Annotated in this window: 22 protein-coding genes; 17 read left to right on the forward strand and 5 right to left on the reverse strand. The window is 68.0% G+C overall.

What is annotated here, in order from left to right:
* Positions 1-735, reverse strand: a complete 735-nt coding sequence (locus tag ACN6PJ_RS11910; protein WP_427996075.1) for an IclR family transcriptional regulator — start codon at positions 733-735, stop codon at positions 1-3.
* 148 nt (positions 736-883) lie between these two features.
* Between ACN6PJ_RS11910 and ACN6PJ_RS11915 the strand changes: the two genes are divergently transcribed.
* The 14 genes from ACN6PJ_RS11915 (at position 884) to ACN6PJ_RS11980 (ending at position 17,677) form a co-directional block, all read left to right on the forward strand.
* Positions 884-1,687, forward strand: coding sequence for an enoyl-CoA hydratase (locus ACN6PJ_RS11915; protein WP_427996076.1), 804 nt, complete (start codon positions 884-886; stop codon positions 1,685-1,687).
* A complete protein-coding gene (locus ACN6PJ_RS11920) occupies positions 1,684-3,768 on the forward strand; it encodes an acetate--CoA ligase family protein (protein ID WP_427996077.1) in 2,085 nt (694 codons plus the stop codon). The genes ACN6PJ_RS11915 and ACN6PJ_RS11920 overlap by 4 nt, the downstream gene beginning before the upstream one ends.
* A 36-nt stretch (positions 3,769-3,804) precedes the next feature.
* Positions 3,805-4,773, forward strand: a complete 969-nt coding sequence (locus ACN6PJ_RS11925) for a Bug family tripartite tricarboxylate transporter substrate binding protein (RefSeq protein WP_427996078.1) — start codon at positions 3,805-3,807, stop codon at positions 4,771-4,773.
* A gap of 4 nt (positions 4,774-4,777) precedes the next feature.
* Entirely contained in the window at positions 4,778-5,965 is a 1,188-nt protein-coding gene (locus tag ACN6PJ_RS11930; RefSeq protein WP_427996079.1) for an acyl-CoA dehydrogenase family protein, read from the forward strand.
* Positions 5,966-5,971: 6 nt separating this feature from the next.
* The gene (locus tag ACN6PJ_RS11935) at positions 5,972-7,000 is read left to right on the forward strand and encodes an acyl-CoA dehydrogenase family protein (protein ID WP_427996080.1); all 1,029 of its coding nucleotides are present in this window, start codon (positions 5,972-5,974) and stop codon (positions 6,998-7,000) included.
* A gap of 34 nt (positions 7,001-7,034) precedes the next feature.
* On the forward strand, positions 7,035-7,805 hold the full coding sequence (locus ACN6PJ_RS11940) for a spermidine synthase (protein WP_427996081.1): 771 nt from the start codon (positions 7,035-7,037) through the stop codon (positions 7,803-7,805).
* A gap of 152 nt (positions 7,806-7,957) precedes the next feature.
* Positions 7,958-8,710 (forward strand): GntR family transcriptional regulator, encoded by a 753-nt coding sequence (locus tag ACN6PJ_RS11945; RefSeq protein WP_427996082.1) that lies wholly within the window; start codon positions 7,958-7,960, stop codon positions 8,708-8,710.
* A complete protein-coding gene (locus tag ACN6PJ_RS11950; protein WP_427996083.1) occupies positions 8,661-9,977 on the forward strand; it encodes a malonyl-CoA decarboxylase domain-containing protein in 1,317 nt (438 codons plus the stop codon). The genes ACN6PJ_RS11945 and ACN6PJ_RS11950 overlap by 50 nt, the downstream gene beginning before the upstream one ends.
* 45 nt (positions 9,978-10,022) lie before the next feature.
* A complete protein-coding gene (locus ACN6PJ_RS11955; protein WP_427996084.1) occupies positions 10,023-10,814 on the forward strand; it encodes an enoyl-CoA hydratase/isomerase family protein in 792 nt (263 codons plus the stop codon).
* Between the two features lie 5 nt (positions 10,815-10,819).
* Positions 10,820-12,361 (forward strand): malonate--CoA ligase, encoded by a 1,542-nt coding sequence (locus ACN6PJ_RS11960; RefSeq protein WP_427996085.1) that lies wholly within the window; start codon positions 10,820-10,822, stop codon positions 12,359-12,361.
* Between the two features lie 207 nt (positions 12,362-12,568).
* On the forward strand, positions 12,569-13,540 hold the full coding sequence (locus ACN6PJ_RS11965; protein ID WP_427996086.1) for a Bug family tripartite tricarboxylate transporter substrate binding protein: 972 nt from the start codon (positions 12,569-12,571) through the stop codon (positions 13,538-13,540).
* A 78-nt stretch (positions 13,541-13,618) separates the two neighbouring features.
* Positions 13,619-14,119, forward strand: coding sequence for a sigma-70 family RNA polymerase sigma factor (locus ACN6PJ_RS11970; protein ID WP_427996087.1), 501 nt, complete (start codon positions 13,619-13,621; stop codon positions 14,117-14,119).
* Positions 14,116-15,084, forward strand: a complete 969-nt coding sequence (locus ACN6PJ_RS11975) for a FecR domain-containing protein (protein ID WP_427996088.1) — start codon at positions 14,116-14,118, stop codon at positions 15,082-15,084. The genes ACN6PJ_RS11970 and ACN6PJ_RS11975 overlap by 4 nt, the downstream gene beginning before the upstream one ends.
* Positions 15,085-15,199: 115 nt before the next feature.
* Positions 15,200-17,677 (forward strand): TonB-dependent siderophore receptor, encoded by a 2,478-nt coding sequence (locus ACN6PJ_RS11980; RefSeq protein WP_427996089.1) that lies wholly within the window; start codon positions 15,200-15,202, stop codon positions 17,675-17,677.
* Positions 17,678-17,692: 15 nt separating this feature from the next.
* Here the strand turns inward: ACN6PJ_RS11980 and ACN6PJ_RS11985 are convergent, their stop codons facing one another.
* Positions 17,693-18,649 (reverse strand): aldo/keto reductase, encoded by a 957-nt coding sequence (locus tag ACN6PJ_RS11985; protein WP_427996090.1) that lies wholly within the window; start codon positions 18,647-18,649, stop codon positions 17,693-17,695.
* A gap of 194 nt (positions 18,650-18,843) precedes the next feature.
* Between ACN6PJ_RS11985 and ACN6PJ_RS11990 the strand changes: the two genes are divergently transcribed.
* The 3 genes from ACN6PJ_RS11990 to ACN6PJ_RS12000 all read left to right on the forward strand — a co-directional run bounded on the left by ACN6PJ_RS11990 (position 18,844) and on the right by ACN6PJ_RS12000 (position 21,903).
* On the forward strand, positions 18,844-19,815 hold the full coding sequence (locus tag ACN6PJ_RS11990; RefSeq protein ID WP_043547493.1) for an ABC transporter substrate-binding protein: 972 nt from the start codon (positions 18,844-18,846) through the stop codon (positions 19,813-19,815).
* A 378-nt stretch (positions 19,816-20,193) separates the two neighbouring features.
* On the forward strand, positions 20,194-21,078 hold the full coding sequence (locus tag ACN6PJ_RS11995; protein WP_427996091.1) for an ABC transporter permease: 885 nt from the start codon (positions 20,194-20,196) through the stop codon (positions 21,076-21,078).
* Positions 21,079-21,108: 30 nt separating this feature from the next.
* Positions 21,109-21,903, forward strand: a complete 795-nt coding sequence (locus ACN6PJ_RS12000) for an ABC transporter ATP-binding protein (RefSeq protein WP_427996092.1) — start codon at positions 21,109-21,111, stop codon at positions 21,901-21,903.
* A gap of 37 nt (positions 21,904-21,940) precedes the next feature.
* On the opposite strand, the gene ACN6PJ_RS12005 is transcribed toward ACN6PJ_RS12000, so the two are convergent.
* The 3 genes from ACN6PJ_RS12005 to ACN6PJ_RS12015 form a co-directional block, all read right to left on the reverse strand.
* Positions 21,941-23,188, reverse strand: coding sequence for an NAD(P)/FAD-dependent oxidoreductase (locus ACN6PJ_RS12005; protein WP_427996093.1), 1,248 nt, complete (start codon positions 23,186-23,188; stop codon positions 21,941-21,943).
* An 81-nt stretch (positions 23,189-23,269) separates the two neighbouring features.
* A complete protein-coding gene (locus tag ACN6PJ_RS12010; protein WP_427996094.1) occupies positions 23,270-24,910 on the reverse strand; it encodes an FAD-dependent oxidoreductase in 1,641 nt (546 codons plus the stop codon).
* Positions 24,910-26,421: a polyamine aminopropyltransferase gene (locus ACN6PJ_RS12015; protein ID WP_427996095.1), complete on the reverse strand. Its 1,512-nt coding sequence runs from the start codon at positions 26,419-26,421 to the stop codon at positions 24,910-24,912. Before ACN6PJ_RS12015 ends, ACN6PJ_RS12010 begins: the two co-directional genes overlap by 1 nt.
* Positions 26,422-26,490 lie beyond the last annotated feature (69 nt).

Consider the following 26,490-nt stretch of genomic DNA (forward strand, 5'->3'; position numbering starts at 1 on the left):
TCAGACTCCGAGATAATCCTGCGCCCAGGCCTGACATTCGGCGCGCAGCAGGGCGCCCATCTGCGCCCGCCGTGGCGCGTCCAGCCGGCTGCTGATCGCGCCGAAGCTGAAAGCCACCCACGTCAGCTCCGACACCCGGAACGCCGCTCCCACGCCCGAGACGCCCGGCGTGATGGTATCCACGATCTCCGAGTACCCCGCCGCGCGGGTCTGTTTCACGGCCTTCATCAGGGCCGCGCTGGATGCGCCGATCTGCGCGTACCCGGCCGCGTGCCGCGCATACAGCGCCGCGATCTCCTCGTCCGGCAGGGCGGCCATCAGCGCAAGCCCGCCCGCTCCCACCCCCAGCAGGCGCCGTTCGCCCTGATCGATGGTGAACACCTTCACGGGAAACGAACCCGCCTCGCGCAACAGGCATAAAGCGTAGTCGCCCTGGCGGATGACCAGGAACACCGTATCGCCCGATAGTCGCGCCAGCTTCTGCGCGAATGGCCGCAGGGCATCCAGCAGCGGCGTGCGCCGCAGCGCGGCGAACCCCAGCTGCATGGAATCCACGCCCAGCCGGTAGCGCCGCGTGCGGGCGTCGCGTTCTGCGAATTGTTCCTCCAGCAGGCTGCTGAGCAGCCGGTGGGCGGTGGAGCGCTCCAGCCCGGTGGCGGCCATGACCCCCTGCAGATCGATGCCTTCTTCCTGGTGCTGCGCCAGCACGCGCAGCAGGGCGAGGGCGCGCCGCATGCTCTGGGTGCCGCCTGTTGAAGCCGTGTTGCTCATAATGTGGGAAATAGTTGATGAATATTTTGTATTTTAGGATTGTGAGTGCGTTAATTCAATCCAACGGACCGCGCCGCCTTCCCGGGCGCGGCCATACAAAGACGAGGAGACCATGGAATACGCCACCCTGGCCGTCGAACGGCACGACTCCGTATGCCGCATCAGCCTGGCGCGCGAATCCGCGCGCAATGCCCAGAGCCAGCAGATGCTGGACGAGCTGGACGATGCCCTGACCCGGGCCGAGCAGGACGACGCCGTGCGGGTCGTGGTGCTGGCGGGCCGCGGCGCCCATTTTTCCGCCGGGCACGATCTGAAGGAAGCCCAGGCCAAGCGCGCCGACTTCACCGTGGAGGAACGCTGGGAGTACGAGTCGCGCCGCTACTACGGCTATTGCCTGCGCATCTGGGACTTTCCCAAGCCGACCGTGGCCCAGGTCCAGGGCGCCTGCGTGGCGGGCGGGTTCATGATCGCCAATATGTGCGATCTGGTGGTGTGCGCCGACACTGCGTACTTCTCGGATCCGGTGGGCCATACGCTGGCGGCCGCGGCCACCGAAGTGCTGATCCATCCTTGGGTGATGGGGCTGCGCAAGGCGAAGGAAATGCTCTACACCGGCGAAAAGGTCGATGCCCAGGAAGCGCTGCGGATCGGCATGGTGAACCGAGTGGTGCCCGAAGCCGAGCTGGATGCCGCGACCCTGGCGCTGGCGCAGCGTATCGCGCAGGCGCCGCCGTTCGGCCTGCGCCTGATCAAGCGCTCGCTGAACCGCACCGCCGACGCGCAAGGCTTTCGCACCGCCTTGTCGGCGCATTTCGACACGCACCAGCTGTCGCACATGAGCGAGGAATTCCAGGCGGTGCGCGAGCGCGGGCTGGCCCAGGCGATCCAGCGCAACAAGGAGGGCAAGACCGCATGACCCCCTCCCTGGATCCCTTGCTCGATCCGCGATCCATCGCGATGATCGGCGCCAGCGCCGACGCCGGACGCATCGGCGGCATGCCCCTGGACCTGCTGACGCGCTTCGGCTATGCCGGGGGCATCTACCCCGTGAACCCGAAGTACCAGGAAGTGTTCGGCCAGCGTTGCTGGCCCGATATCGAGTCGGTGCCCGTAGCGGTGGATCTGGCGGTGCTGGCGATCGCCGCCGCGGACGTGACGCCCATGCTGCGCCGCTGCCACGCCAAGGGCGTGCGCGCGGCCATCGTCTATGCGGCGGGCTTCGCCGAGGCGGGCGGGGAGGGCGCGCGCCTGCAGGACGAGCTGGAAGCCTTCGCGGCGGAAAGCGGCATGGCCGTGGCCGGTCCCAACTGCATGGGCTTCGCCAACCTGAACACCCAGGCCTATACGGCATTCGCCTCCGTGTTCAAGACCGCGCCCGCCCAGAGCGGATCGGGAAGCGTCAGCCTGCTGACGCAGAGCGGCAACGTGTGCGCCGCCGTATACGCCATCGCGCGCAGGCTGGGCCTGCCGTTTTCGCACTTCATCAATACGGGCAACGAAGCCTGCCTGGATTTTTCGCAATACCTCGAGTACCTGGCCGCCGACCCGCAAACGGAAATCGTGCTCGGCTATATCGAGCAGCTGCGCGACGGCCAACGCTTCATCCGCGCCTGCCGTGAACTGGAGCGCCAGGGCAAGCTGCTGATCGCGCTGAAGGCGGGCACGACCGACAAGGGCGCGCAGGCGGTGCAGTCGCACACTTCGGCGCTGGCCGGGGACCGCCGCGTGTACGGGGCGGCCTTCCGGCAGCTGAACGTGATCGAGGCCACGGACTTCGCGCAGATGGCGCACCTGGCGAGCCTGGCCACGCTGCGTCACCGCGGCGCGGGCAAGCGCGTCGCGGTGCTGACCATGTCGGGCGCGCTGGGCGCCATCCTCGCGGACAAGTTCATCGGCGCCGGCCTGGAGCTGCCCGACCTGCCGCCGGACCTGCAGGCCGTGCTGCGCGGAGGCATTCCCGATTACGGCATGGTGGGCAATCCGGTGGACGTGACGGGCAACGTCGTCAACAATCCCGACTTCGTGCGTACCGTCCTGCAAGCCCTGGCCACCAGCGCCGCCATCGATGCGGTGGTCGTGTACGCGCCGGGCTACATGCTCGACCGCATGGCCGATGCGCTCGCGGACGTGTCGCGCCGGCACCCGCGGCTGTTCGTCGCGATCGATACGGGGCTCGCGCAGAGCCGCGCCGCGCTGCGTGACGCCGAGGTGGCGGTGTTCGAGGACCTGGGCCAGGCGGTCTCGGCCCTGGCCCCCTACCTGCTGTGGTGCGACGCGCGCAACGCCAGGCGCATCGCCCCGGCGCCGGAACTGGCGGCCCCCGCGATGCCTGCGCTGCCGTGCAACGAAGCGGATGCCCGCGCCTATGTGGCGGATTTCGGCCTGCCTCAAGCGCGGGCCGGCGCGGCCCGCAGCGCCGATGAGGCCGTGGCGGACGCGCGGGCCGCGGGTTATCCGGTGGCCTTGAAAATCCTCAGCCCCGATATCGCCCACAAGACGGAGGCGGGCGGCGTGGCGCTGAACCTGGCCGACGATGAGGCCGTGCGCGGCGCGTTCCGCGCGGTGACGCAGGCCGCGGCGGGGACGCTGCCGGACGCCCGCATCGACGGCGTGATGGTGCAGAAGATGGAGCGGGGCGTCGCGGAAATCATCGTCGGCGCCACCCGCGACCCGGTCTTCGGCCCCGTGCTGACCGTGGGCCTGGGCGGCGTGCTGACCGAGCTCTACCAGGACACCAGCCACCGCTTGCTGCCGGTCGACGAAGGCATCGCCCTGCAAATGCTGCGCGAACTCAAGGCGTTCGCGCTGCTGGACGGGTACCGGGGCAAGCCCCGGGCCGACGTGGAGGCGGCGTGCCGGAGCATCGTGGCCGTGGGCAACGCCTTGCTGGCCGCGCCCGGGGCCGTCGCGGAAATCGAAGTCAATCCATTGCTGATCAAAGAGGCGGGACAGGGCGTCGCGGTGCTGGACGCCTTGATCCTGCCCGCAACCCCGTAGCGCGCGAGCGCAATGCCATCCCAGGAGGAGACAAGCATGATGAAGAGACTATTGGCCGGCGTGGCGCTGGCCTGCATCGGCGCCGTCGGTCCGGCGCAAGCCCAGGACAACTACCCGAATCGCCCCGTGCGCATCGTGGTGCCGTTCTCGCCGGGCGGCGCGACCGACATCATGAGCCGCCTGCTGGCGGAGAAGCTCGGCACCCGGCTGGGCCAGCCGGTCATCGTGGAGAACAAGCCGGGCGGCGGCACGATGATCGCGTCGGACTACGTGTCGCGCGCCGAGCCCGACGGCTATACCTTGCTGATGGCGGCGTCCTCGCTGGGCATCGCGCCCAGCATCTATGCCAAGGTCAATTACGACCCCATCAAGGATTTCACTCCCGTCAGCCAGGTGGCCTCGGTGGTGCACGTGCTGGAAGTGCATCCGTCGGTTCCCGCCAAGAACGTGGGCGAGCTCATCGCCTACCTCAAGGCGAATCCGGGCAAGGTCAGCTACGGCTCGGTGGGCACCGGCAGCTCCACCCACCTGGAGGCCGAGCTGTTCAACAGCATGGCGGGCGTGCAGATGGCGCACATCCCGTACAAGGGCAGCGCGCCGGCCCTGAACGATCTGGTGGCGGGCCGCCTGCAGGTCATGTTCGACGCCTGGGCCTCGTCCGGGCCGTTCGTGAAGGACGGCAAGCTGCGCGTGCTGGCGGTGACCACGGCGCAGCCCTCGGCGTCCGTCCCGGACCTGCCGACGGTGGCGGCATCGGGCCTGCCTGGCTATTCCGCCATGCCCTGGCTGGGCCTGGTCGCGCCCGCGGGCACGCCGCAGCCGGTCGTGGACAAGCTCTACAAGAATCTCGCGCAGATCCTGGAGCAGCCCGACGTCAAGGCGCAGTTCGTGGGGCTGGGGCTGGACATCATCGGCAGCGATCCCAAGACCTTCGGGGCCTTCATCCGCCAGGACGTGGCGACCTGGGCCAAGGTGGCGCGCGATTCGAACATCCGCCTGGAGTGACGGCATGACGCAGAGGGAAACCGCCTGCGCGGACGACGAGGTTTTCCGCCGCGACCTGCGGGCCTGGCTGGAATCGGCCTACGCCGCGTTCGCACGCGGCTGGCCGGGCGGGCCCGATCCGCGCAGCCTGGATTTCCGGCGCGCCTGGGAAGACACCCTGTGCGCCAACGGGTGGTCCGGGCTGGGCTGGCCCACGGAGTACGGCGGACGCGCCCTGCCGCTGTCGCGGCAGGCGGTCTTCCATGAGGAGCACGCGCGTTGCGGGGCGCCGCTGGGCGTGAATCTGATCGGGCACGGCATTCTCGCGCCGACGCTGCTGCATTTCGGCAGCGAGGCGCAGAAGCGCCGCTTCCTGCCCGGCATCCTGTCCAACCGCGACGTCTGGTGCCAGGGCTATTCCGAGCCTGGCGCCGGTTCGGACCTCGCCTCGGTGCGCACGCGGGCGGAGCCGGCGCCCGGCGGCTACCGGCTCAACGGACACAAGATCTGGACCTCGTTCGCGGATCGGGCGCAACGATGCTTCGTGCTGGCGCGCACGGACCCGCAGGCATCCCGGCACAAGGGGCTGAGCTTCCTGCTCGTCGACATGCGCAGCCCCGGCGTGCGCGTGGAGCCCATTCGCCAGCTCACCGGCGAGGCCGAATTCTGCGAAGTCTTCTTCGAGAACGTGCATGTGCCGGCCGAGGACCTGCTGGGCGAGGAGAACCAGGGCTGGAAGATCGCCATGGCCGCGGCCAGTTTCGAGCGCGGCACCTACTTCATCCCGCGGCTGGTGCGGTTCGCGCAGGAGCTGCGGCAGGTGCGCGAACTCGCGTTGCGCGCCGATGCCTATGGCCGCGTGCCGGCGTCCTCGGCCGCGGTGCGCCACCAGTGGGCGCGGCTGGCCGCCGATAGCCACGTGCTGGCGTTGAAATCGCAGCGCGCCCTGGCCGGCGCCATGCGCGGCGATCCGCCGGGGCCGGAGGGGTCGTCCACCAAGATCCATTGGAGCGAAGCGCACCAGCGCCTGCTCGAACTGTCGCTGCAATTGCTGGGCGACGAGGCCAGCCTGGCGGACGGGGCGGCCGATGCGCGCGCGGCCGGCCTGGTGCACGCCTATCTGTGGTCGCGCGCCGAAACCATCCTGGCTGGCACCTCGGAGATCCAGCGCAACATCATCGCCGAGCAGATGCTCGGCCTGCCCAAGGCTTGAATTCCCATGGACCTGCATCCGACCGAAGACCAGCGCATGCTGCAAGACGCGGCCCAGCGCTACCTGGCCGAACGTCATCCGCCCGCGGTGGCCCGCGCCGCCGCCGCCCGGCCCGTGGAAGCGCGCCTGGAGCAATGGCGGGAGATCGCCGCGCAGGGCTGGCCGGCCCTGCTGGCGCCCGCCTCGCGGGAAGGGCTGGGGCTGGGCCTGCGCGAAGCGTGGATCGTGGCCGAGGCCGCGGGGCGCCACCTTCTGAGCCTGCCCCTGGTGGCCAACATGACGGTCCTGCCCACGCTGTGCGCGGCGGGCGCGGCCGGGCCCGCCGCGCAATGGGCCGCCGCCGTGATGGCGGGCGATGGCTATTTCGCCGATGCCGCGCTGCGGCCCGACGGTTCCGCTTTCGTCGAGGGCGCGGGCGTGCGGGCGCTGGCGCTGCGCCGGACGGGCGAGTCCACCTTGCGGGCGGAGCTGCATGCGGCCGTGCCGGGCGGGGCGGGGCTGGATCCGACCATGCCGGTGGCGCAGGTCCGTTCTCCGGAGGTGCTGGAGAGCGTCGAGCTGGAAGTGGCGCCGCAGACATGGGCGCGGCTGCGTACCCGGCTGATTCTGCTGCGGTCGGCCGAACTGCTGGGAGCGGCCTCGGCAGCGCTGGACGCCGCGGCGGCCCACGCGCGGGAACGCCGCCAATTCGATCGGGCGATCGGCGCGAACCAGGCGGTCAAGCACCGCCTGGCCGACGACTGGATGGCCCTGGACGACGCAAGACTGGCCGGGGTCGCGGCCGCCGCCGCGCATGACGCCGGCGCGGAATCCGCAAGCCGCGACAGCCTGTTCGCGCCTCTGCTCGCGGCCGAGGCCGGGCGGCGCGCCGCCCAGAACGCCATCCAGGTCCATGGGGCGCTGGGCGTGACCTGGGAATGCGACGTGCATCTCTACCTGAAACGGGTGCTGAGGCTGGCGGCCAGCCTGCAGGCCGAGACGTCCGTCCCGGACCTGCTGGAGCGAATCTGGGAAAGCGGGGCAGACGGGGCCTAGGGCGGACGGACGGCGTCCGACCTACAATCCCGCCATGTCTACATCCACCTTTCCTTCCGAACTCGACCAGCCGACCCTCTCCGAAGTGGACGGCGTCCGCTATCTGCACTTCAACACCGAATGGGTACAGGGCGCGATGCGCATCAAGAACCCGTCGGAACTGGTGCTGGAATACACCAGCCAGATGATGGCCTGGCTGCTGTTCCTGGAACCTCCCAAGGATGAGCCCATCGGCATGCTCGGCCTGGGCGCCGGGTCGCTGGCGCGGTTCTGCGTGAAGCACACCCGCAGCCCGCTGCTGGCGGTGGAGTGGAATCCGCGCGTGACGGCGGCCTGCCATATGTTCTTCCGGCTGCCGGGCTCGAACCGGCTCGAGGTCGAGCACGCCGACGCCGGCGCCTGGGCAGCCGATCCCCTCAACGCGGGCCGGTGCCCGGTGCTGATGGTCGACCTCTACGACGCTTCGGCCGAAGGGCCGGTGCGCGACAGCGTGAAGTTTTACCGCGACTGCCGCCGCGTGCTGGGCGAGGTGGGGGTGCTGGCAGTGAATCTGTTCGGCCGCCACGAGAGCTTCGGCCGCAACATCGACAACCTGTCCAAGGCGTTCGATGACCGCGTGGTGCTGCTGCCGGAGATCGACGCGGGCAACCAGATCGTGCTGGCGTTTTCCGGCCCGCGCCTGGCCATCTCGCCGGCCCAGCTGCTCGGACGGGCCGAGATCGTCGAGGCCCGCTACGGCCTGCCGGCGCGCCGCTGGGCGCGCTCGCTGACCCGTCACGCCGTCGACGGCGTGCTGCATTTCTAGGACGCCGCCGCCAGCGCAGGCGGCGATCCGGACCATTAGGGTAGGTACGGGGGGAAGGAGGGCTTTACCTTTCGGTCAGTCCGGACCTATCATGGGCTTATTCATAATTATGAATTACGAAGGGCTTGCGGCATGCCCTTCGGCCCGCGCCCATGACCCTACCCATCGTCCGGCAAGCCCTTTACCTGGAAGTCGCCGACCGCCTGCGCGGCATGATTCACGCGCGCTCGCTGCGCAACGGCGAATGGATCGACGAATTGCGCCTGGCGGGCGAGCTGGGCATTTCCCGCACGCCCTTGCGCGAGGCGCTGAAGGTGCTGGCCACCGAAGGGCTGGTGCGGCTGGAGCCCCGGCGCGGCTGCTTCGTCAATGAGTTGTCGGCGCAAGACCTGGAAGATATTTTTCCCCTGATGGCCATGCTGGAGGGGCGTTGCGCCTTCGAGGCCGCGCGCAAGGCCAGCGACGAGCAACTGGCCGCGCTGGAACCGCTGCATGCCGAGCTGGCCGGCCACGCCGCGGCGGGGCGCATCGACGCCTACTACAAGACCAACTACCTGATCCACGAAGCGGTGCAGGCCCTGGCCGGCAACCAGTGGCTGTCGGACATGGTCGGCAACCTGCGCAAGGTCCTGAGCCTGTCGCGCCACCGCAGCCTGTCGCAGCCCGGCCGGATCCAGCAATCCTGCGCCGAGCACCTGGCCATCTTCAAGGCGCTGAAGGCGCGCGACTGCGAAGCCGCGCAAGCGCTCGCGCACACCCACCTGATGCGGCAGCTGGAAGCGCTGCGCATATTGAGCCATGCGGACGCCGGCGATCCGGCGTCGTCAGAACCCATCGTCATCGAGGAGCCCGCCCATGTCCGGACCCGCCAATCTCGCCCCCGCGCGCGGCGCGCGCACGCCTGAGCCCGAGACCGATACCGTCGACGCGGCCGCCGCGGCGGAAAGCGCCGGCCTGATCACCCGCCTGGGCCGCCTGTGGGAACGCGGCCGCCTGCCGAGCGAATCCGAAGTCCGCCGCCTGTTCGAGGCGCGCCTGACCGACGTAGCCGCTAACAAGCTCGCGCGCCGCTGGTGCGAGCAATACGCCGCCGCCGACGGCAAGGACCGCCGCCTGATGCTGGCCGCGCTGGCGCAGGCGCGCGGGTCGTTCGCCGAAGGCGGCGGCGAAGGCGTGCGCCTCTTCAAGCGCTTCAACGCCCAGCCCCACGGGCTGCGTTTCCTGGTGGAGCTGCGCGCCGACATGCAGCGCTGGCGCAAGCAGGTGGCGGGCATCCAGGCGCTGGACAAGGACCTTGAAGGCCTGCTGTCCGCCTGGTTCGACGTGGGCTTGCTGGAACTGCGCCCGCTGACCTGGGATTCGCCGGCCTCGCTGCTGGAAAAGCTGATCCTGTACGAAGCCGTGCACGAGATCAAGTCCTGGGACGATCTGCGCCGCCGCGTATCGCCGGACCGCCGCTGCTATGCGTATTTCCATCCGCAGATGCCGGGCGTGCCGCTCATCTTCGTGGAAGTGGCGTTCGCCAGCCACATGGCCGACGACGTGCAGGTGTTGCTGGACAGTACGCTGCCGCCGCAGGACCTGGACAAGGCGCGCTGGGCCATCTTCTATTCGATCTCCAACACGCAGCCGGGTTTGAAAGGCATCAGTTTCGGCAATTTCCTGCTCAAGCGCGTGGTCGAGCAACTGCTGGACGAACTGCCCAAGCTGAAATCCTTCGCCACGCTGTCGCCGATCCCGGGGTTCGCGGACTGGCTGGGCAAGCTGGATGCGGAGGCGGTCGAGGGCATCGTGCGCGAGGACAAGGTCCGCGCCAAGGCGCGCAAGCGCGAGGGCGTGCCCGACGGCCAGCGCTGGGTGGCGCGTCTGTCGAAGGCGGCCCAGGGCAAGGCGCCGGACGTGGTGAAGCGGGCGGGCTTCCGCCTGGCGGCCAGCTATCTCCAATCCATGAAGAATGGACTGCCGCTGGATCCGGTGGCGCGGTTCCACCTGGGCAACGGCGCGCGGATCGAACGGCTCAACTGGGCGGCGGACACCTCGCCCAAGGGGCTCAAGCAATCTTGCGCCATGATGGTCAATTACCTGTACGACCTGGACGAACTGGACGCCAACCTCGCCCGGCTGGGCGAGGGCAAGCCGCAGGTCAGCCGGGGCGTGGGACGCGTGGCCTAGGGCTGGCGGAAAACCAGGCAACAAAACGAAAAAAGGGCGGGGGACATGACGGAAGAGGTGGCTGGCCGCGTGCTGCTGGAGCGCGAGGGGCATCTGGCCTGGGTGACGCTATCGCACCCGGGGCGCCTGAACGCGATCACGGTAGGCATGTGGCATGCATTGCGCGAGGTCTTCGAACGCATCGCGCAGGACGATGGCGTGCGCTGCGTGATCGTGCGCGGCGAAGGCGGCAATTTCGCGGCGGGCGCCGACATCCGGGAATTTCCGGCCCAACGCGCCGACATGGCCGGCGTGCAGCGCTACCACCGCGAGGTGCTGGCGCCCGCCTTGCGCGCGATCGCCCTGTGCCCGCAGCCCGTGGTAGCCCAGATCGAGGGCGTCTGCGTGGGGGGCGGGCTGGAAGTCGCCAGCCAGTGCGACCTGCGCATCGCCGGCCGCTCGGCGCGTTTCGGCGTGCCGATCAACCGGCTGGGGTTTCCGATGGCACCCGACGAAATGAGCGGCCTGCTTGCGCTGGCCGGGCGCGCCGCCACGCTGGCCATCCTGCTGGAAGGGCGCGTGTTCGGCGCGGACGAGGCGCGCGAACTGGGCCTGCTGACCCGCATCGTGCCCGATGCCGAGGTGGCCGATGCCGCCTTGCAGAGCGCCGCCCGCATCGCGCGGGGCGCGCCGCTTGCCGCCCGCATCAACAAACGCCTCTCGCGCAGGCTCGCCGCAGGCGGAGCCTTGACCGAGGACGAATACCAGGATTATTTCTCTTACGCCGAAAGCCGGGACCACAAAGAGGGCGTGCGCGCTTTCCTGGCCGGCGTGGACCCTTCCTTTTCCGGAGACTAGACAAGGTGAGCAACGCTAATCTATATGCTGTGCTGCAAGGCGGCTTTCCCAAAGACCGCAGCAAAGTCGCGCTGGAAACGCCCGACCTGAAATACACCTGGGACGACATCGACCGGGCCACCGCGTGCATGGCCAACCTGCTGGCTTCGCTGGACCTTCCGGCCGGCTCGCGCGTGGCGGTGCAGGTGGAAAAGTCGCCGGAAGCCCTGCTGCTGTACCTCGCCACGCTGCGCGCCGGCCTGGTGTACCTGCCGCTGAACACGGCCTATCGCGAATCGGAGATCGAGTACTTCCTCGGCAACGCCGAGCCGGCCGTGGTGGTGTGCGCCAGCAAGAACCTGGAATGGGTGCGCCGCGCCGCCGACAAGGCGGGCTGCGCGCACGTCTACACGCTGGACGAGGACCGCAGCGGCACGCTGCTGGATGCCGCCGGCGGCCTGTCGCAGCGCTTCAAGACCGTGGTCCGCCAGCCTGACGACCTGGCCGCCATCCTCTACACCTCCGGCACCACCGGCCGCAGCAAGGGCGCGATGCTGTCGCACGGCAACCTGGCCGCCAACGCGCGCGTGCTCAACGACTACTGGGGCTGGCGCAAGGACGATGTGTTGTTGCACATGCTGCCCATCTTCCACGTGCACGGCCTGTTCGTGGCCTCCCACGGCGCGCTGCTGGCCGGCGCGAAGATGATCTGGCTGCCCAAGCTGGACGCGGACCTGGCCCTGCGCTACCTGCCGCAGAGTACGGTGATGATGGGCGTGCCGACCTACTACGTGCGCCTGCTGGCGGATCCGCGCTTTGATCGCGATGTCTGCGCGCGCATGCGCCTGTTCATTTCAGGTTCGGCCCCCTTGCTGGCCGAAACCTTCTCGGATTTCCAGAAACGCAGCGGCCACGCCATCCTGGAGCGCTACGGCATGAGCGAGACCGTCATGCTCACCTCCAATCCCTACGACCCGAAGCAGGGCGAGCGCCTGGCGGGCACCGTGGGCCGCGCCCTGCCGGGAGTGCAGGTGCGCGTGGTGGACGACGCCGGCATTGCGCTGGCGCCGGGCGAGATCGGCAACGTGCAGGTGCGCGGGCCCAATGTATTCTCGGGCTACTGGCGCATGCCGGAAAAGACGCGCGAGGAATTCACCGACGACGGCTGGTTCAAGACCGGGGACGTGGGCCGCTGGGGCGGCGAATCCGCGGGCCGCGACGTGCCTGCCGACTATCTGTCCATCGTGGGCCGCAGCAAGGACCTGATCATCTCGGGCGGATACAACGTCTACCCCAAGGAAATCGAAACGCTGATCGACGACATGCCCGGGGTGGCCGAGTCCGCCGTCATTGGCGTGCCGCATGCCGATTTCGGCGAAGCCGTCGTGGCCGTGGTGGTGCCGAAGGACGGGGCCGCGCTGGACGCGGCGGCCATGCAGGCCGAACTGAAGGCGCGCATCGCCAATTTCAAGGTGCCCAAGCGCGTGCACATCATCGACCAGCTGCCGCGCAACACCATGGGCAAGGTCCAGAAGAACGTGCTGCGAGAAACCTACCAGACGCTCTGAGCCGTGTCCGCGGCCGCCCGCCCTCGCAGGGAGGCGGCCGCGGACCGGCCTGGCGCGCCCCCCCGCCAGCCGCGGGGCAACCCCAGCATCAGGAGCCCACCGCCAAACAGTGCCACCCAAGACCGAGCAGCTTCATCCAATAAAAAATCCGAGAGACGAGACGCACTAGAATCGCGCCGTCCCCATGCTGCAGCAAGAGGAGACAATATGAAATATCGCACTACCGCCGCGGCCGTGTTCGCCGTGGTCGCCGTGGGCGCAAGCGGCGTCGCCGCCGCCCAATGGCCCGAGCGCCCGATCACGCTGATCGTTCCTTTCCCCGCCGGTGGCGGCACGGACACCTTCGCCCGCCCGCTCGCCCAGCAGCTGACCACGCAGCTGGGCCAGACGGTGGTCATCGACAACAAGGGCGGCGCGGGCGGAACCGTGGGCGCCGGCGTGGCCGCCAAGGCCAGGCCCGACGGCTACACCTTCTTCATGGGCGGCGCGCACCATGCGCTGGCCCCGTCGCTGTACAAGAACCTGAACTACGACATCCAGAAGGACTTCGTGCCGGTGGCGCTCGTGGCTCAGCCGCCCCAGGTCATCGTCATCAACCAGGGCAAGCTGCCGGTGAAGACCGTCGAGGAGCTGATCGCCTACGTCAAGAAGCGTCCGGGGGAGATCAACTTCGGCACCGCCGGCAAGGGCAGCACGCACCATCTGGCCGGCGAGCTGTTCGCAATGCAGACCGGCATCAAGCTGGTGGACGTTCCCTACCAGGGCGCCGGGCCGATGCTGTCGGCCCTGATCGGCGGGCAGGTTGATCTGGCGTTCGACGGCCTGGGTTCGTCGGCCGGCCACATCCGCGCGGGCTCGATCAAGCCGTTGGCGGTGGCCGCCACCGAGCGCTCGCCGTCGCTGCCGGACGTGCCCACCGCCGCCGAGGCGGGCGTGCCGAACTACGTGGTGTCGACGTGGTACGCGATCTGGGCGCCCGCCGGAACGCCCAAGGAGGCGGTCGACAGGATGAGCGCCGAGATCACCAAAGCCTTGAACGCGCCGAAGATCAAGGAAACCTGGGCCGGCAACGGTTCGGCGGTGCCCACGCTGACGGGCGCCGAGTTCGGCAAGTTCGTCGACAGCGAGGTCGCGCGCTGGGCCAAGGTCGTGAAGGATTCCGGCGTCACGCTGGAGTGACGTACCGGCGGACCGGATTTCGATTAACATTGATAATCGTTATCATTGTCAAATCTGCAGTCCGGTCCGTCGAACGTCATGAATCAGAGCGGTTCCCCAGCGCCCGTCGAGGGGCTCTACGTCGAGCATCAATCGTGGCTGCGCGATTGGCTGCGCAGGAAGACTGGGTGCCCGTTCGACGCGGCCGACCTGACCCACGATACCTATCTGAAAGTGCTGGTGCGCGAGGACGATGTGCGCATCTTGCGGGAACCGCGCGCCTATCTGACGACGATCGCGCATGGGTTGATGGTCAATTTGTTCCGCCGCCGCGACATCGAGCGGGCGTACCTGGACAGCCTGGCTCTGCTCGAAGACGGCGCCGCGCCTTCGCCGGAGCGGCGCGCGCTGGCGCTGGAGGCGCTGCTGGAGATCGACCGGTTGCTCGACGGCCTGCCCGCCAAGGTGCGCAAGGCGTTTTTGCTGGCGCAACTGGAAGGCCTGCGCCATGGCGAGATCGCCGAACGCATGCACGTGTCGGTCAGTTCGGTGCGTCAGTATCTGGCGCGCGCCATGCAGCACTGCCTGGCGGCCTGGTGAGCCGGCGCGCCTCCGCCCGCTCCGGGCTGCCGCCGTCGGTCATCCGCGAGGCCAGCGCCTGGTTCGTACGCCTGGGCGCCGAAGAGGCGACGGAGGAGGACGGGCTCGCCTGCCGCCACTGGATCGACGCCGATCCCTTGCACCGGCTGGCCTGGGAACGCGTGGAATCGCTTAACCGTCAATTCGGCCAGGTCGAACCGCGGGCGGGCCTGGCGGCACTCGATCGCGCCCCACTGCGCGGCCGGCGCCGAGCGCTGAAAGCTTTCGCGCTGATTCTGGGCACGGGGGGGCTGGCCGCGGCGGGCCTGCCCTGGAGATCCTGGACATCGGATGTCGGCACGGCCGTCGGCGAACGGCGCAACGCCACGCTGCCCGACGGCAGCGCGCTCACCCTCAATACCGACAGTGCGGCCGACCTGAGGTTCGACGCCACGCAACGGCTGATCGTATTGCGCCGCGGGGAATTGCATATCGCGTCGCATCGCGACCCGCAGGCGCCGTCCAGGCCTTTGGTCGTGGCGACTCCATCCGGCCGGATCATTGCATTGGGGACCCGTTTCGTGGTCAGGCTGTTGGACGGCGGAGCCTGGGTCGCCGTGATGGAGGGCGCCGTCAGGATAGAGCCGGCGGAAGAGGGCGAGGGCGCGACGCGCATTATCGAAGCGGGATCGGGCGCGTACTTCGACGAACGCGCTTTGCGGGAGGCAAGGCCCGCCTTGCACGCCGACGATTGGGTGCAGGGCTCCCTGTTCGCCGACGGGATGCGGCTGGACGCCTTCATCGAGGAACTCGGCCGCTATCGCAAAGGCAGGCTGGCCTGCGATCCGTCGGTGGCGGGGTTGCGCATTTCGGGATCGTTCCCGCTTGGCGATACCGACCGCGCCCTCGCGGCCGTCGAACGCGCGCTCCCGGTGCGCGCCGACCGCTATACGCGGTACTGGGTGGTGCTGCGCGCCAGGGATTGATGACTTGGCGCCGAGAGCGCCAGTGGCACGCAAGCGGCGGGGCGCATTGTCACTTTCGCGTTCTCGATTGGCATACAGGTGAAGCTCCGATTCACTTTGCCTGGACCCCAACGATATGTCCCTGTCCTTTTTCTCCTTCCGCCATGCCGCGCCGACGGATCTGCGCATGAAGGCTTTGGCCGCGCTTGCGCTGGCCGTGATGACCGGCGCCGCGTTGTCACCCGCCCGGGTCATGGCTCATGCTTCCGAGGCGGCCTCCACCGTACGCCGCTCCGTGAATGTGCCGGCCGGCCCGCTGGGCGCGGCGCTTTCCGCCTTCGCCCAGCAGGCCCGGGTGCTGTTGTCCTTCGATCCGTCGCTGACAGCCGGCCGGGAAACCGCGGGACTGCGGGGCGAATACGGCGTGGACCAGGGCTTTGCGGCGCTGCTGGCGGGCACCGGGCTTGAGGCCGTGCGCGGCGGAGATGGCGATTACCTGTTGCAGCGCGTCAGCGGCCAGCAGGCGGCCCAGCTCGACGCGGTGGTGGTGCTGGGGGCGGGGGCGACCACCGAAGGCACCGGCTCCTATACCGCGGACTGGATGCGCTCGGCCAACGGCCTGGTGCTGACGCAGCGCGATACGCCCCAATCCACCAGCATCGTCACGCGTCAGCAACTGGAAGACCAGGCCATGGGCAGCGTGCGCGACGTCATGGAGAACGCCACAGGCATGAATGTCCAGCAAAGCGAGACCGACCGGCTGAGCTATTACTCGCGCGGCTTCCAGATGGACACCATGCAGTTCGACGGTGTGGTCAAGCCGCTGGACAGCACCTACCAGTTCGGCGAAGGCAATCTCGATCCGGTCATTTACGACCATGTGGAGATCATCCGCGGCGCGACGGGCCTGATGAGCGGCACGGGCAACCCAGGGGGATCGGTGAACTTCATTCGTAAGCGGCCGACCCATGAATTCCAGGGCAGCCTGCGAGCCATGGCCGGCAGCTATGACACCTATCGTGGGGAGGTGGATCTGTCGTCGCCGCTGAGCGGATCGGGAGCGGTCCGCGCGCGCGTGGTCGGCGCCAAGGAGCGGCGCGGCGATACCCTGGACCTGTACAGCAAGAAGCGCGACGTGGCTTACGGCATCGTCGAGGCGGACATTGCCGAATCGACCACGCTGAGCGTCGGCGCGTCGACGCAGCGCTCCCGCCCCAAGGGCGTGATGTGGGGCGGCCTGCCTATCTTCGATACCAATGGCGAGCAAGTCGACTGGAAGAAGGGGCAGACCGCCGGCGCCAAATGGACTACCTGGGACACCGACTCGACCGAGTACTTCGCGCAGTTGGAGCATGGCTTTGCGAATGGCTGGAATGCGCGCTTGTCCTATTCGCGGCTGGACAATGATTTCGATGCCTCGCTGCTGTTCGCCGCCGATTTCCCGGTCGATGCGGGCACCGGCTATCTGTCAGGCACTCCCACGCTGCGCAAGTACCGGGGCGACAGCAAGCAGGATGTCTATGGCGGCTCGCTGAACGGCGACTTCGGGTTGCTTGGCGCCATGCACGAGTTCAACCTCGGGTTCTCGCATTCCAAGACTCGGAGCCAGACCAAGGGCTGGAACTCGTCGGACCAGGTTACCTATCCCATTCCCAATATCCACGACTGGAGCGGCGACTGGCCCGAACCGGTGTGGGACCAGCACGTCTCGGACCAACAGTTGCGCACGACGCAAACCGGCATTTTCGGCACGGCGCGATTCAACCTCGGCAGCCGTCTGCACCTATTGGCAGGCGCGCGCTGGACGCGCTGGGAGGCCGACGAGTACCGCTGGAACCAGTGGTCTCCCGATGCCGTCCCGATCGTACTGTCGCAGAAACAGCGTTATTCCGAGGTCACGCCGTACCTGGGCGTTACCTACGATCTGGACGACACGTATACGGCCTACGCCAGCTACACCAACATTTTTCAGCCCCAGATGTACAAGACTCGCGACTGGGAGATGACTGGCCCCGCCTATGGACACAACTACGAAGCGGGCATCAAGGCGTCATACCTGGACGGCCGCCTGAACGGCTCATTTGCAGTGTTCCTGACCAACCAGAAGGACGTGGCGGAATACGGGGGCTTCGATGCCGCCCGCAACGAGTCGTGGTACGAAATGCTGGACGGCACTCGCACGCGGGGATTCGAGCTGGAATTGGCCGGCGAAGTGTCTCCAGGCTGGAATCTGTTCCTGGGCTATACGTACCGCGTTTCGAAGAATGATGAGGGCAGGAAGGTCCAGACCACGCAACCCGAGCAAATGCTGAAGGCGAGCACGGCCTACAGGCTGCCCGGCGCCTTTAACGGATTGGTGGTGGGCGGCGGCGTGCGGTGGCAAAGCCGCACGCGCGCCCAGGGGTACTACGGAGAACAGTCGGCCTCGGTGGAGCAGAAGCCTTACGCGTTGTTCGACCTGATGGCCCAGTACGACATCGGCAAGCAGACCCAGTTACAGCTCAATGTGCGCAACCTCGCGGACAAGCGCTACTACCGGGCGATGGGGTTCTACAACTCGGTCTATTACGGCGAAGGCCGGACGGCGCTGCTCACGTTGACACAGCGCTTCTAGGGCGGGCGCCGCGCCTCAGCGCCAGTCGCTGGCCAGGCTGAGCTTGGCCAGCTGGTCGTGAGTCAGCGTCAGGCTGGCCGCCTTGACCAGTTCGTCCAGTTGCGCCAGCGAGGTGGCGCTCACGATCGGCGAGGTGATGCCGGGTTGCGCGATCTCCCAGGCCAGGGCGGCCTGGGCGGGCGTGCACCCGGCTTCCTCGGAGACTTCGTCCAGCGCCTTCAGGATGCGGTGGCCGCGGTCGTCGAGATAGGTTTCGACGATCTTGCGTCCGCGCGGGCTCTTGCCCGCGTCGGCGGGGCTGCGGTATTTGCCGCTGAGAAAGCCGCTGGCCAGCGCGTAATAGTTGATCGTGCCCATCTGCTGGGTCTTCACCAGGCTTTGCAGCCCGGATTCGAAGGGCTCGCGGCGGTACAGGTTGTATTCGGGCTGGATGCTCTCGTAGCGCGGCAGGCTGTGCCGCTCGCTCGTGATCAGCGCCTCGGACAGCCGCACCGCGGTGTAGTTGGAGGCGCCGATGGCGCGCACCTTGCCGGATTCGATGTGCTTGGCGTATTCGGCCAGGGTGTCGGTCAGCGGCGTGTCGGGATCGTCCTGGTGCGATTGGTACAGGTCCACGTAGTCGGTCTGGAGGCGGGCGAGCGATGCTTCCAGGGACCGCCGGATATAGGCGGGCGCCAGCCCCTTGGCGTCGGGGCCCATCTCCATGCCGACCTTGGTGGCGATGAGCACTTGGTCGCGCTTGCCGGAACGCTTCAGCCATTTGCCGATCAGCGTCTCGGACTCGCCTCCCTGGTTGCCCTTCACCCACCGGGAATACACGTCGGCGGTGTCGATGAAATTCAGGCCCGCGTCCACCAGGGCGTCCAGCAGGGAATACGTGCCGGCTTCGTCGACGGTCCAGCCGAAGACATTGCCGCCGAAGGTGAGCGGGGGAACCTGCAGGCCGGAACGGCCCAATGCGCGTTTGATCATAATGAGGCCTCTGGAAGCTGCGTGGGGCTGCGAGAAGGGGGGCGGACGGCATGCGCCGTCACAGGGATTCCCCCCAAGTCATTTTGTCGGGCGGCAAGTTAGACTATACGGCTTTATGGCCTGGCCGGCCGGCAGGGAGCCGCCGGCAGCGCCATAATCAATGGACAAAAACCAAGGGTTCAAGGAGCTTACCTATGCTGATCGGAAAAAAACATTTTCTGACGGTTGGCGCCATGGCATTGGCGATGGCTATCGCCGCGCCCGTGGCCGCGCAGCAGAAGTCGGTGGCGGTCACCGCCATCGTCGAGCACCCGGCGCTGGACGCCGTGCGTGACGGGGTGCAAGACGCCCTCAAGCAAGCCGGCTACGAGCCGGGCAAGAACCTGAAGTGGCAATACCAGAGCGCCCAGGGCAACAACGGCACCGCCGCGCAGATCGCCCGCAAGTTCGTGGGCGACAGGCCCGACGCCATCGTCGCGATCGCCACGCCGTCGGCGCAGGCGGTGGTTGCCGCCACCAAGGACGTGCCGGTGGTCTATTCCGCCGTCACCGATCCGGTCGCCGCCCAGCTGGTCTCCAGCATGGACGCCTCGGGCACCAACGTGACCGGCGTGTCGGACCTGCTGGCGCTGGACAAGCAGGTGGAGCTCATCAAGAAAATCGTTCCCAACGCCAAGCGCGTGGGCATGGTCTACAACCCGGGCGAGGCCAACTCGGTCGTGGTCGTGAAGAAGCTGCAGGAAATCCTGCCCAAATCGGGCATGAGCCTGGTCGAAGCCGCCGCGCCGCGCTCCGTGGACGTGGCCTCCGCGGCCCGCAGCCTGATCGGCAAGGTCGACGTCATCTACACCAACACGGACAACAACGTCGTGTCGGCGTATGAGTCGCTGGTCAAGGTCGGCAACGACGCCAAGATCCCGCTGATCGCGTCCGACACCGACAGTGTCAAGCGCGGCGGCATCGCCGCCCTGGGCATCAACTACCGCGACCTGGGCGTGCAGACGGGCAAGATCGTGGTGCGCATCCTCAAGGGCGAGAAGCCCGGCGCCATCCCCTCGGAAACCAGCTCCAAGCTTGAGCTCTACGTGAACCCGGGCGCCGCCGCCAAGCAGGGCGTGACGCTGCCCGACGCGGTGATCAAGTCCGCCGCGGTGGTCGTGAAGTAACTCGGTACCGTACCCGCCCCGCCATGCCTACCCGGCGTGAGCGGGGTTTTTCTTGAGTTTTTGCCTTACCCAAGGTCCTCCAGGGCGGCAGCGTTCACAAGATGCCCGCGGCCCGGCGCGATGTGCTGGTCTTGAATGGCCTGGCGGCCCGCCCAGAGCGGCGCGGCGCCCGGCGTTTTTGCTCCCTGAACGGTCCTGCGGACTCCCGCCGGCGCTTTTGCCGCCCGGCGCGGGAAGGCTTTGGCAGGAAACGAGAGAAAATCACGGGTTGGGAAACGTTTATTGCGAAAGCTGGGGTAAAACTGACCCCTAAACGCAAGAAATCGGACGTTTCAACTCTTTAATATGCTCGTTTCTTACCTTATCTGGATTTGACCCATGTCATTGTTTTCGTTGTTGGGCGCGCTGGAGATCGGCCTGATCTTCAGCCTGGTGGCCTTGGGCGTGTTCATTTCCTTCCGCCTGCTGCGCTTCCCGGACCTGACCGTTGACGGCAGTTTTCCGCTGGGCGGGGCCGTCTGTGCGACTTTGATCGCCTCGGGCACCGACCCATTCGTGGCGACCGTCATCGCCACGTTCGCCGGAGCCGCCGCCGGCCTGGTCACCGGCTGGCTGAACGTGAAGCTGAAGATCATGGATCTGCTGGCCAGTATCCTGATGATGATCGCCCTGTATTCGGTCAACCTGCGCATCATGGGCAAGCCCAACGTCCCGTTGATCACCGAACCCACCGTCTTTACCATCCTGCAGCCGGAGTGGCTGTCGGACTACGTCGCCCGTCCGCTGATCCTCGCCGTCATCGTCGTGCTGGCCAAGCTCGCGCTGGATTGGTTCTTCGCCACGCAGACCGGGCTGGCCGTGCGCGCCACCGGCTCCAACGGCCGCATGGCGCGCGCCCAGGGCGTGAACACCGGCCGTATGATCCTCGGCGGCATGGCGCTGTCCAACGCGCTGGTGGCCCTGGCGGGCGCGCTGTTCGCGCAGACGCAGGGCGGCTCGGATATTTCCATGGGCATCGGCACCATCGTGATCGGCCTGGCCGCCGTGATCGTGGGCGAAAGCATTCTGCCGTCGCGCAAGCTGGTGCTGGCGACGCTGGCCGTCATCATCGGCGCCATCGTCTACCGCTTTTTCATCGCTCTGGCCCTCAACAGCGACTTCATCGGCCTGAAGGCCCAGGACCTGAACCTGGTCACCGCCGTGCTGGTCACGATCGCGCTCGTCATCCCCATGCTCAAGCGCCGCCTGGTTGGCAAAAGGTAAGGCCCCGCGACCGCACAATGGAGTACTGAAATGTTGTCTGCCAAAGATTTGAAAATCACCTTCAACGCGGGGACGCCCATCGAGACGCGGGCCCTGCGCGGCCTGTCGCTGGAAATTCCGTCGGGCCAGTTCGTGACCGTCATCGGTTCCAACGGCGCCGGCAAGTCCACGTTCCTCAACGCGGTGTCGGGCGACCTGTCGGTCGACTCCGGCCGCATCGACATCAACGGCGTGGACGTCACGCGCCAGCCCGTCTGGGCGCGCGCGGGCAGCGTGGCCCGGGTGTTCCAGGATCCGATGGCCGGCACCTGCGAAGACCTGACCATCGAGGAAAACATGGCGCTGGCGCAGATGCGCGGCGCCAGCCGCGGCTATAGCCGCGCCGTCAAGGCGTCGATGCGGGAAGGGTTCCGCGAACGCCTGGCCACGCTGGGCCTGGGCCTGGAGAACCGCCTCGCGGACCGTATCGGCCTGCTGTCGGGCGGCCAGCGGCAGGCGGTCAGCCTGCTGATGGCGGCCTTGCAGCCGTCGCGCATTCTGTTGCTGGACGAGCACACGGCGGCGCTGGATCCGCGCACGGCGGATTTCGTGCTGCAATTGACGGCCCGCATCGTGTCGGAAAGCAAGCTCACCACCATGATGGTGACCCACAGCATGCGCCAGGCCCTGGACGTGGGCGACCGCACGGTCATGCTGCACCAGGGGCAGGTGGTGCTGGACGTCTCGGGCGACGAGCGCCGCGGCATGGACGTGCCCGACCTGCTCGCCATGTTCGAGCGCGTCCGCGGCGAGAAGATTTCCGATGACGCATTGCTGCTGGGCTAGCGCGCTCTCCCGCAGGTAATCTGCGCGAGGCGCGCCGTCAGAGATAACGCCCGGGCCGGAACGCGCGGTACCGCGCCGCGGCGCCTTCCTCGCTCATGAGTTCGCCCAGGATCCGGGCGGTGCCCGGCGCGGTGCTGAAGCCGATGTGCTGGTGGCCCAGCGCCAGCCACAGGCCCGGATGCCGCGGCGCCTCGCCTATCATCGGGCGGCTGTCGGGCAGGGTCGGCCGGCGGCCCAGCCAGGCGTTCCGATCCAGGCGCCGGTCCAGCGGGAAGGCCTCGCGGGCGCGGGCCTCCGCCAGGTCGAGCTGCTCCGGGCGGGCTGGCGCCTCGCACGCATCCAGCTCCACGCCGGTGGTCAGGCGCAGGCCCCGGGCCATGGGCGAGAGCACGTAGCCGCCGCCCGTATCGTGGACGGGGCGCGACAGGTTTGCGCCTTCCAAGCCGCTGTAATGCATGTGATAGCCCCTCTCGAATGCCAGGGGCAAGCCGATGCCTGCGGTTTTCAGGATGTCTTTGGACCAGGGGCCCAGGGCCACGACCAGCCTGTCCGCGGACAGCGACGCGCAACCGTCCGCTCCGAGGACCGTCCAGCGCTGGCCGTCGCGGCGGATGGCGCGGGCAGTCATTTGCGTGAAGGCGCCGCCACGGCGGCGGAACAGATCGGCATAGGCCGCGGTGACTTCATGCGGATCATCGACGGAATACGAGCCCTGGATCCACAGCGCCCGGGGGAAGATGGGCGAGAGGGCGGGTTCGAGCTCGGCGAGCTCCGCCGCGTTCAGGGCCTGGGTCGGCACCTGGTATTGCGCATACGTTCTGCGGGCCAACTCGCTGCCGTTCCACGCCTGTTCCGACCGGTACAGCAGCATCCAGCCCGTATCGCGCAGCCGGCGCAGGGCGCCGGCCTCGCCCAGCAAACGCAGGTGCTCGGGCGCGGACAGGCGGATCAGCCCGTCCAGGGCCGCCACGGTTTCCTTGAAGACCGGAGCCCGCGCGTTGAGGAGAAAGCGCGCCGCCCAGCCCGCATTCTTCGCCAGGTAGTTCCAGCGGTAGCGGAACTGGACCGTGTCGTTTTTCAGGAGCTTGGGCAACTGGGCCCACAGGCCGGGGTGGTTGAAGGGCATGAGCGAGCTGCGGGCGATCACGCCCGCATTGCCCAGCGAGGTCTCGCGTCCGGGTTCCTGCCGGTCGACCAGGGTGACCGTCATGCCCCGGCGCAACAGCTCAAGCGCGCTGCATACTCCCACGATGCCCGCGCCGAGGACGATGACCTGCTTTCCCATAGGCTTCCACCCGAATTCCGCCAAAAGCCGCCGTGTCGCCGGCGGGGACGCCGAATTGTATTGCAGCGGCGCGCCTTCGCGTCAGGCTTGCGGCGGAGCCTGGCCGAGGATCCTGCCCGCCGCCACGACGCCCCACCACGCGGCTTCCTCGAACACGGAATAGCCGGACAGGTCGGCATGCGCGAACAGCACCGGGCCATCCGCTACGCGCAGGGCGGCCAGGCCGGCGTTGGACAGGTAGCCGCACAGCGGCGTGGCCATGGCGTGGCCGCGCACCGTGATCTCCAGCGCGCGCGCGTGCCGCCAGAATTCCTTGCCGTACGCGGCGATCAGGTCCGCGGCGGCTTGCGCGCGCAGCGCTTCGGGGCTGGCCGCCGCCAGCCATTCCCGCGCGGCTTGCGGCGTCTGCGCGCTGAGCGCGTGATAGGCCGTGAAGACGCTGCGCGGCGACGGGGCCACGCGCAGCAGCTGGTGCGTCGACACGACATAACCCAAACCCTGTCCGCCATAGACCACGTTGTCCCAGGACAGCGGCTCGCCGGGGGCTTCCGTCGGATAGCCGTCCATGAGGAAGTTCGACACCATCCAGGGCGCGTGCGCAGACGTGTGCACGGCCGGATCGTAGCCATAGTCGCGGATGTCGGGCAGGATGCGCTGCGCGACGAACAGCGGCATCGCGCAAACCGTGCGGCGGGTCTGCACGGTGTAGGCGGCCGCAACGGGGCCGGGAGCAAGACAGGTAACCAGGGGGCCGGCGCGAGTTTCCTGGATGCGGACGGCGGTGCCGGCGATCAGCCAGTCGGCGTGGCCCAGCTTGCGCGTGATGGCGCCGCGCATGCGGTCGGCCAGCACGGAAAGGCCGCCGGGCCAGGTCAGCACGGCGCCTTCCCCGGCATTGGCGGCGTGTCCGTCGCGGCTGGCGAAATAGTGCAGGCCGGCCCAGGCCGAAACCACGTCGTAGCGCGCGCCGTAGTCGTCGCGGCAGCAGTAGTCCAGGTACCAGTGCAGCGCCGGCGAGGAATAGCCTTCGCGCTCCAGCCAATGCTTGAACGTGATGGCGTCCAGCGCGCGCCAGGCCGGATCGCGGGACGACAGCGCCAGCGGGATGCTGAAGACCTTGCGGCCGTCGCTGCCGGTTTCGGCGCGCAGGCGCTCGACCCACGCGAGAAAGCGGCGGTGCTGGGCGACATGCGCCTCGGGCAGGCCGGCCATGGGCAGCAGGCCGTCTTCCCAGCGGCCGTCGCGCAGCAGCCGCTCCTGGGGCGAATGCGCGATCACGGCCTCGTCGTAGTACGGGCGGACCTCGCCCGCGCCACTTTCGATGATGCCGAAGTCGGACAGCATCTCGCGCACGTGCGAGGACGCCAGGGACGGCAGGGGCAGGTAGTGGGCGCCCAGCGGGTAGTCCAGGCCGTCGCGCCGGCCGGCGGCCGCGTTGCCGGCGAACTCCGGGCCTTGCACCACGACGAAGTCCGTATGTCCTTCGCGCGCCAGCTTCCAGGCGCAGGACAGGCCCGCGATCCCCGCGCCCAGGATAGCCACGCCATGCCGGCGGCTTGCCGCGGGCTGCGGCAACGACGCGCCGTCGCGCAGGGCGTGGCCGGCCTGCATGCCGGGGTAATGGATGTCGGCCGTGGTCTCGACGATGCGCGAACGCCAGTAGCCGGCGGCGCCGGCGGCCGCGGCCGTGGCCGCGCCCAACAGGAAGCTGCGGCGGCGCATCAGCGGATGACCTGGCGCCAGTCCTCGTCGAAGTAGCGCACGAGCGACTGCTCATTCAAGCGGTTGGGCGGCATCGCGAGGGCCGGCATGTCGGCGGGGAAATGGAATAGCTCGCGCGTCGTGACGGGATCCAGGTAGCGCGCGGCCACCGTGATCTTCTCGGGAGGCGTGTAGTCCTTGCGCTTGCCGGCCAGGATGAAGCCCCAGTCGCCGAAGGAGGGCACGTAGACGTGATACGGCCAGGTGTTCAGGCCGGCCTCCTTCAGGGTGGCGTCCACGCTCCAGAACGAACGCGGCGCGAAATAGGGCGAGGTGGACTGGACGACGAGGTAGCCGTTCTCGGCCAGGTGGCGCGCCATCAGGTGGTAGACGGGCACCGAGTACAGGCGGCCCAGGCCGAAATTGGACGGGTCGGGAAAGTCCACCACGATGAAATCGTAGACCTCGGCGTGCGTCTCCAGCCAGCGGCCGGCGTCGTCGTTGATGACCGTGACCCGCGGGTCCTTCAGGGATCCTCCGTTCAGCCGGGTCAGCGGCTCGGAGCGCGAGAACAGGCCCGTCATGGCGGGGTCCAGGTCCACCAGCGTCACGCGCTCGACGTGCCTGTACTTGAGGATCTCGCGCACGGCCAGTCCGTCGCCGCCGCCAAGCACCAGCACGTTGCGCGCCCAGGGCAGGGCCTGCAGGCCGGGGTGCACCAGGGACTCGTGGTAGCGGTGCTCGTCGCGCGACGAGAATTGCAGGTTGCCATTGATGTACAGGCGCAGGTCGTCGTGCCAGCGCGTGACGACCAGGCGCTGGTACGGCGTGGTCTCGGCATGCACGACTTCATCGCCGTACAGGCCTTTCTCGGCCCACGCCGTCATGCTGCCGGAATACAGGAAGCCCAGGCCCAGCAGCCCGATCACCACGCAGGCCCGGACGGCCCGCTCGCCAGGCCGGCGGACCTCGGCGCGGAACAGCCAGGTGGTCCACAGCGCCACGCTCGCATTCAGCATGCCGAACAGGAAACCGGTGCGCAGCAGCCCCAGCTTGGGCGCGAGCAGCAGGGGAAACACCAGCGAGACGGCGAGCGCGCCCAGGTAGTCGAAGGTCAGCACGCGGCTGACGATTTCCCGGAATTCGGTCTTGCGCTGGTTGAACACGCGCATCACCAGCGGAATCTCCATGCCGACCATCAGGCCGATGATGAAGACGCCGACGTACAGGGCGGCGCGAAACGGCGCGGACAGCCAGGCGAAGACGAGGAACAGCACCGCCGCGGAAACGCCGCCCAGCAGCGCGACCAGCAGCTCCACGTCGATAAACCGATTCAAAACGTCTTCGTCTCTTACATATTTTGACAACCATGAGCCGATGCCCATGGCGAAGAGGTAGCAACCGATGACGGAAGAGAATTGGAGTATCGAATCCCCAAGCAAATAGCTGGCGAGCGCGCTGCTGATGAGCTCATAGCCCAGGCCGCAGGAGGCGACGATCAGTACCGAGAGGATGAGAACGCGGTCGCGCATGAGGTGTCCGACACGAAAAATGCGTTCGCAGTATATCGAAGCCCGCGTATATACTGCGCGCAATTGGGA

Source organism: Achromobacter sp., assembly GCF_050285585.1.
Lineage (GTDB): Bacteria > Pseudomonadota > Gammaproteobacteria > Burkholderiales > Burkholderiaceae_B > Achromobacter.

Excerpts from the sequence above, each read along its gene's own strand:
- ACN6PJ_RS12015 (WP_427996095.1), bottom strand. The coding sequence starts at position 26,421 with ATGCGCGACCGCGTTCTCATCCTCTCGGTACTGATCGTCGCCTCCTGC.
- ACN6PJ_RS11940 (WP_427996081.1), top strand. The coding sequence starts at position 7,035 with ATGTCTACATCCACCTTTCCTTCCGAACTCGACCAGCCGACCCTCTCC.
- ACN6PJ_RS11925 (WP_427996078.1), top strand. The coding sequence starts at position 3,805 with ATGATGAAGAGACTATTGGCCGGCGTGGCGCTGGCCTGCATCGGCGCC.
- ACN6PJ_RS11930 (WP_427996079.1), top strand. The coding sequence starts at position 4,778 with ATGACGCAGAGGGAAACCGCCTGCGCGGACGACGAGGTTTTCCGCCGC.
- ACN6PJ_RS11985 (WP_427996090.1), bottom strand. The coding sequence starts at position 18,649 with ATGATCAAACGCGCATTGGGCCGTTCCGGCCTGCAGGTTCCCCCGCTC.
- ACN6PJ_RS11910 (WP_427996075.1), bottom strand. The coding sequence starts at position 735 with ATGCGGCGCGCCCTCGCCCTGCTGCGCGTGCTGGCGCAGCACCAGGAA.
- ACN6PJ_RS11990 (WP_043547493.1), top strand. The coding sequence starts at position 18,844 with ATGCTGATCGGAAAAAAACATTTTCTGACGGTTGGCGCCATGGCATTG.
- ACN6PJ_RS11955 (WP_427996084.1), top strand. The coding sequence starts at position 10,023 with ATGACGGAAGAGGTGGCTGGCCGCGTGCTGCTGGAGCGCGAGGGGCAT.
- ACN6PJ_RS11915 (WP_427996076.1), top strand. The coding sequence starts at position 884 with ATGGAATACGCCACCCTGGCCGTCGAACGGCACGACTCCGTATGCCGC.
- ACN6PJ_RS11980 (WP_427996089.1), top strand. The coding sequence starts at position 15,200 with ATGTCCCTGTCCTTTTTCTCCTTCCGCCATGCCGCGCCGACGGATCTG.
- ACN6PJ_RS11965 (WP_427996086.1), top strand. The coding sequence starts at position 12,569 with ATGAAATATCGCACTACCGCCGCGGCCGTGTTCGCCGTGGTCGCCGTG.
- ACN6PJ_RS11995 (WP_427996091.1), top strand. The coding sequence starts at position 20,194 with ATGTCATTGTTTTCGTTGTTGGGCGCGCTGGAGATCGGCCTGATCTTC.
- ACN6PJ_RS11950 (WP_427996083.1), top strand. The coding sequence starts at position 8,661 with ATGTCCGGACCCGCCAATCTCGCCCCCGCGCGCGGCGCGCGCACGCCT.
- ACN6PJ_RS11935 (WP_427996080.1), top strand. The coding sequence starts at position 5,972 with ATGGACCTGCATCCGACCGAAGACCAGCGCATGCTGCAAGACGCGGCC.
- ACN6PJ_RS11970 (WP_427996087.1), top strand. The coding sequence starts at position 13,619 with ATGAATCAGAGCGGTTCCCCAGCGCCCGTCGAGGGGCTCTACGTCGAG.
- ACN6PJ_RS12005 (WP_427996093.1), bottom strand. The coding sequence starts at position 23,188 with ATGGGAAAGCAGGTCATCGTCCTCGGCGCGGGCATCGTGGGAGTATGC.
- ACN6PJ_RS11920 (WP_427996077.1), top strand. The coding sequence starts at position 1,684 with ATGACCCCCTCCCTGGATCCCTTGCTCGATCCGCGATCCATCGCGATG.
- ACN6PJ_RS12000 (WP_427996092.1), top strand. The coding sequence starts at position 21,109 with ATGTTGTCTGCCAAAGATTTGAAAATCACCTTCAACGCGGGGACGCCC.
- ACN6PJ_RS11945 (WP_427996082.1), top strand. The coding sequence starts at position 7,958 with ATGACCCTACCCATCGTCCGGCAAGCCCTTTACCTGGAAGTCGCCGAC.
- ACN6PJ_RS12010 (WP_427996094.1), bottom strand. The coding sequence starts at position 24,910 with ATGCGCCGCCGCAGCTTCCTGTTGGGCGCGGCCACGGCCGCGGCCGCC.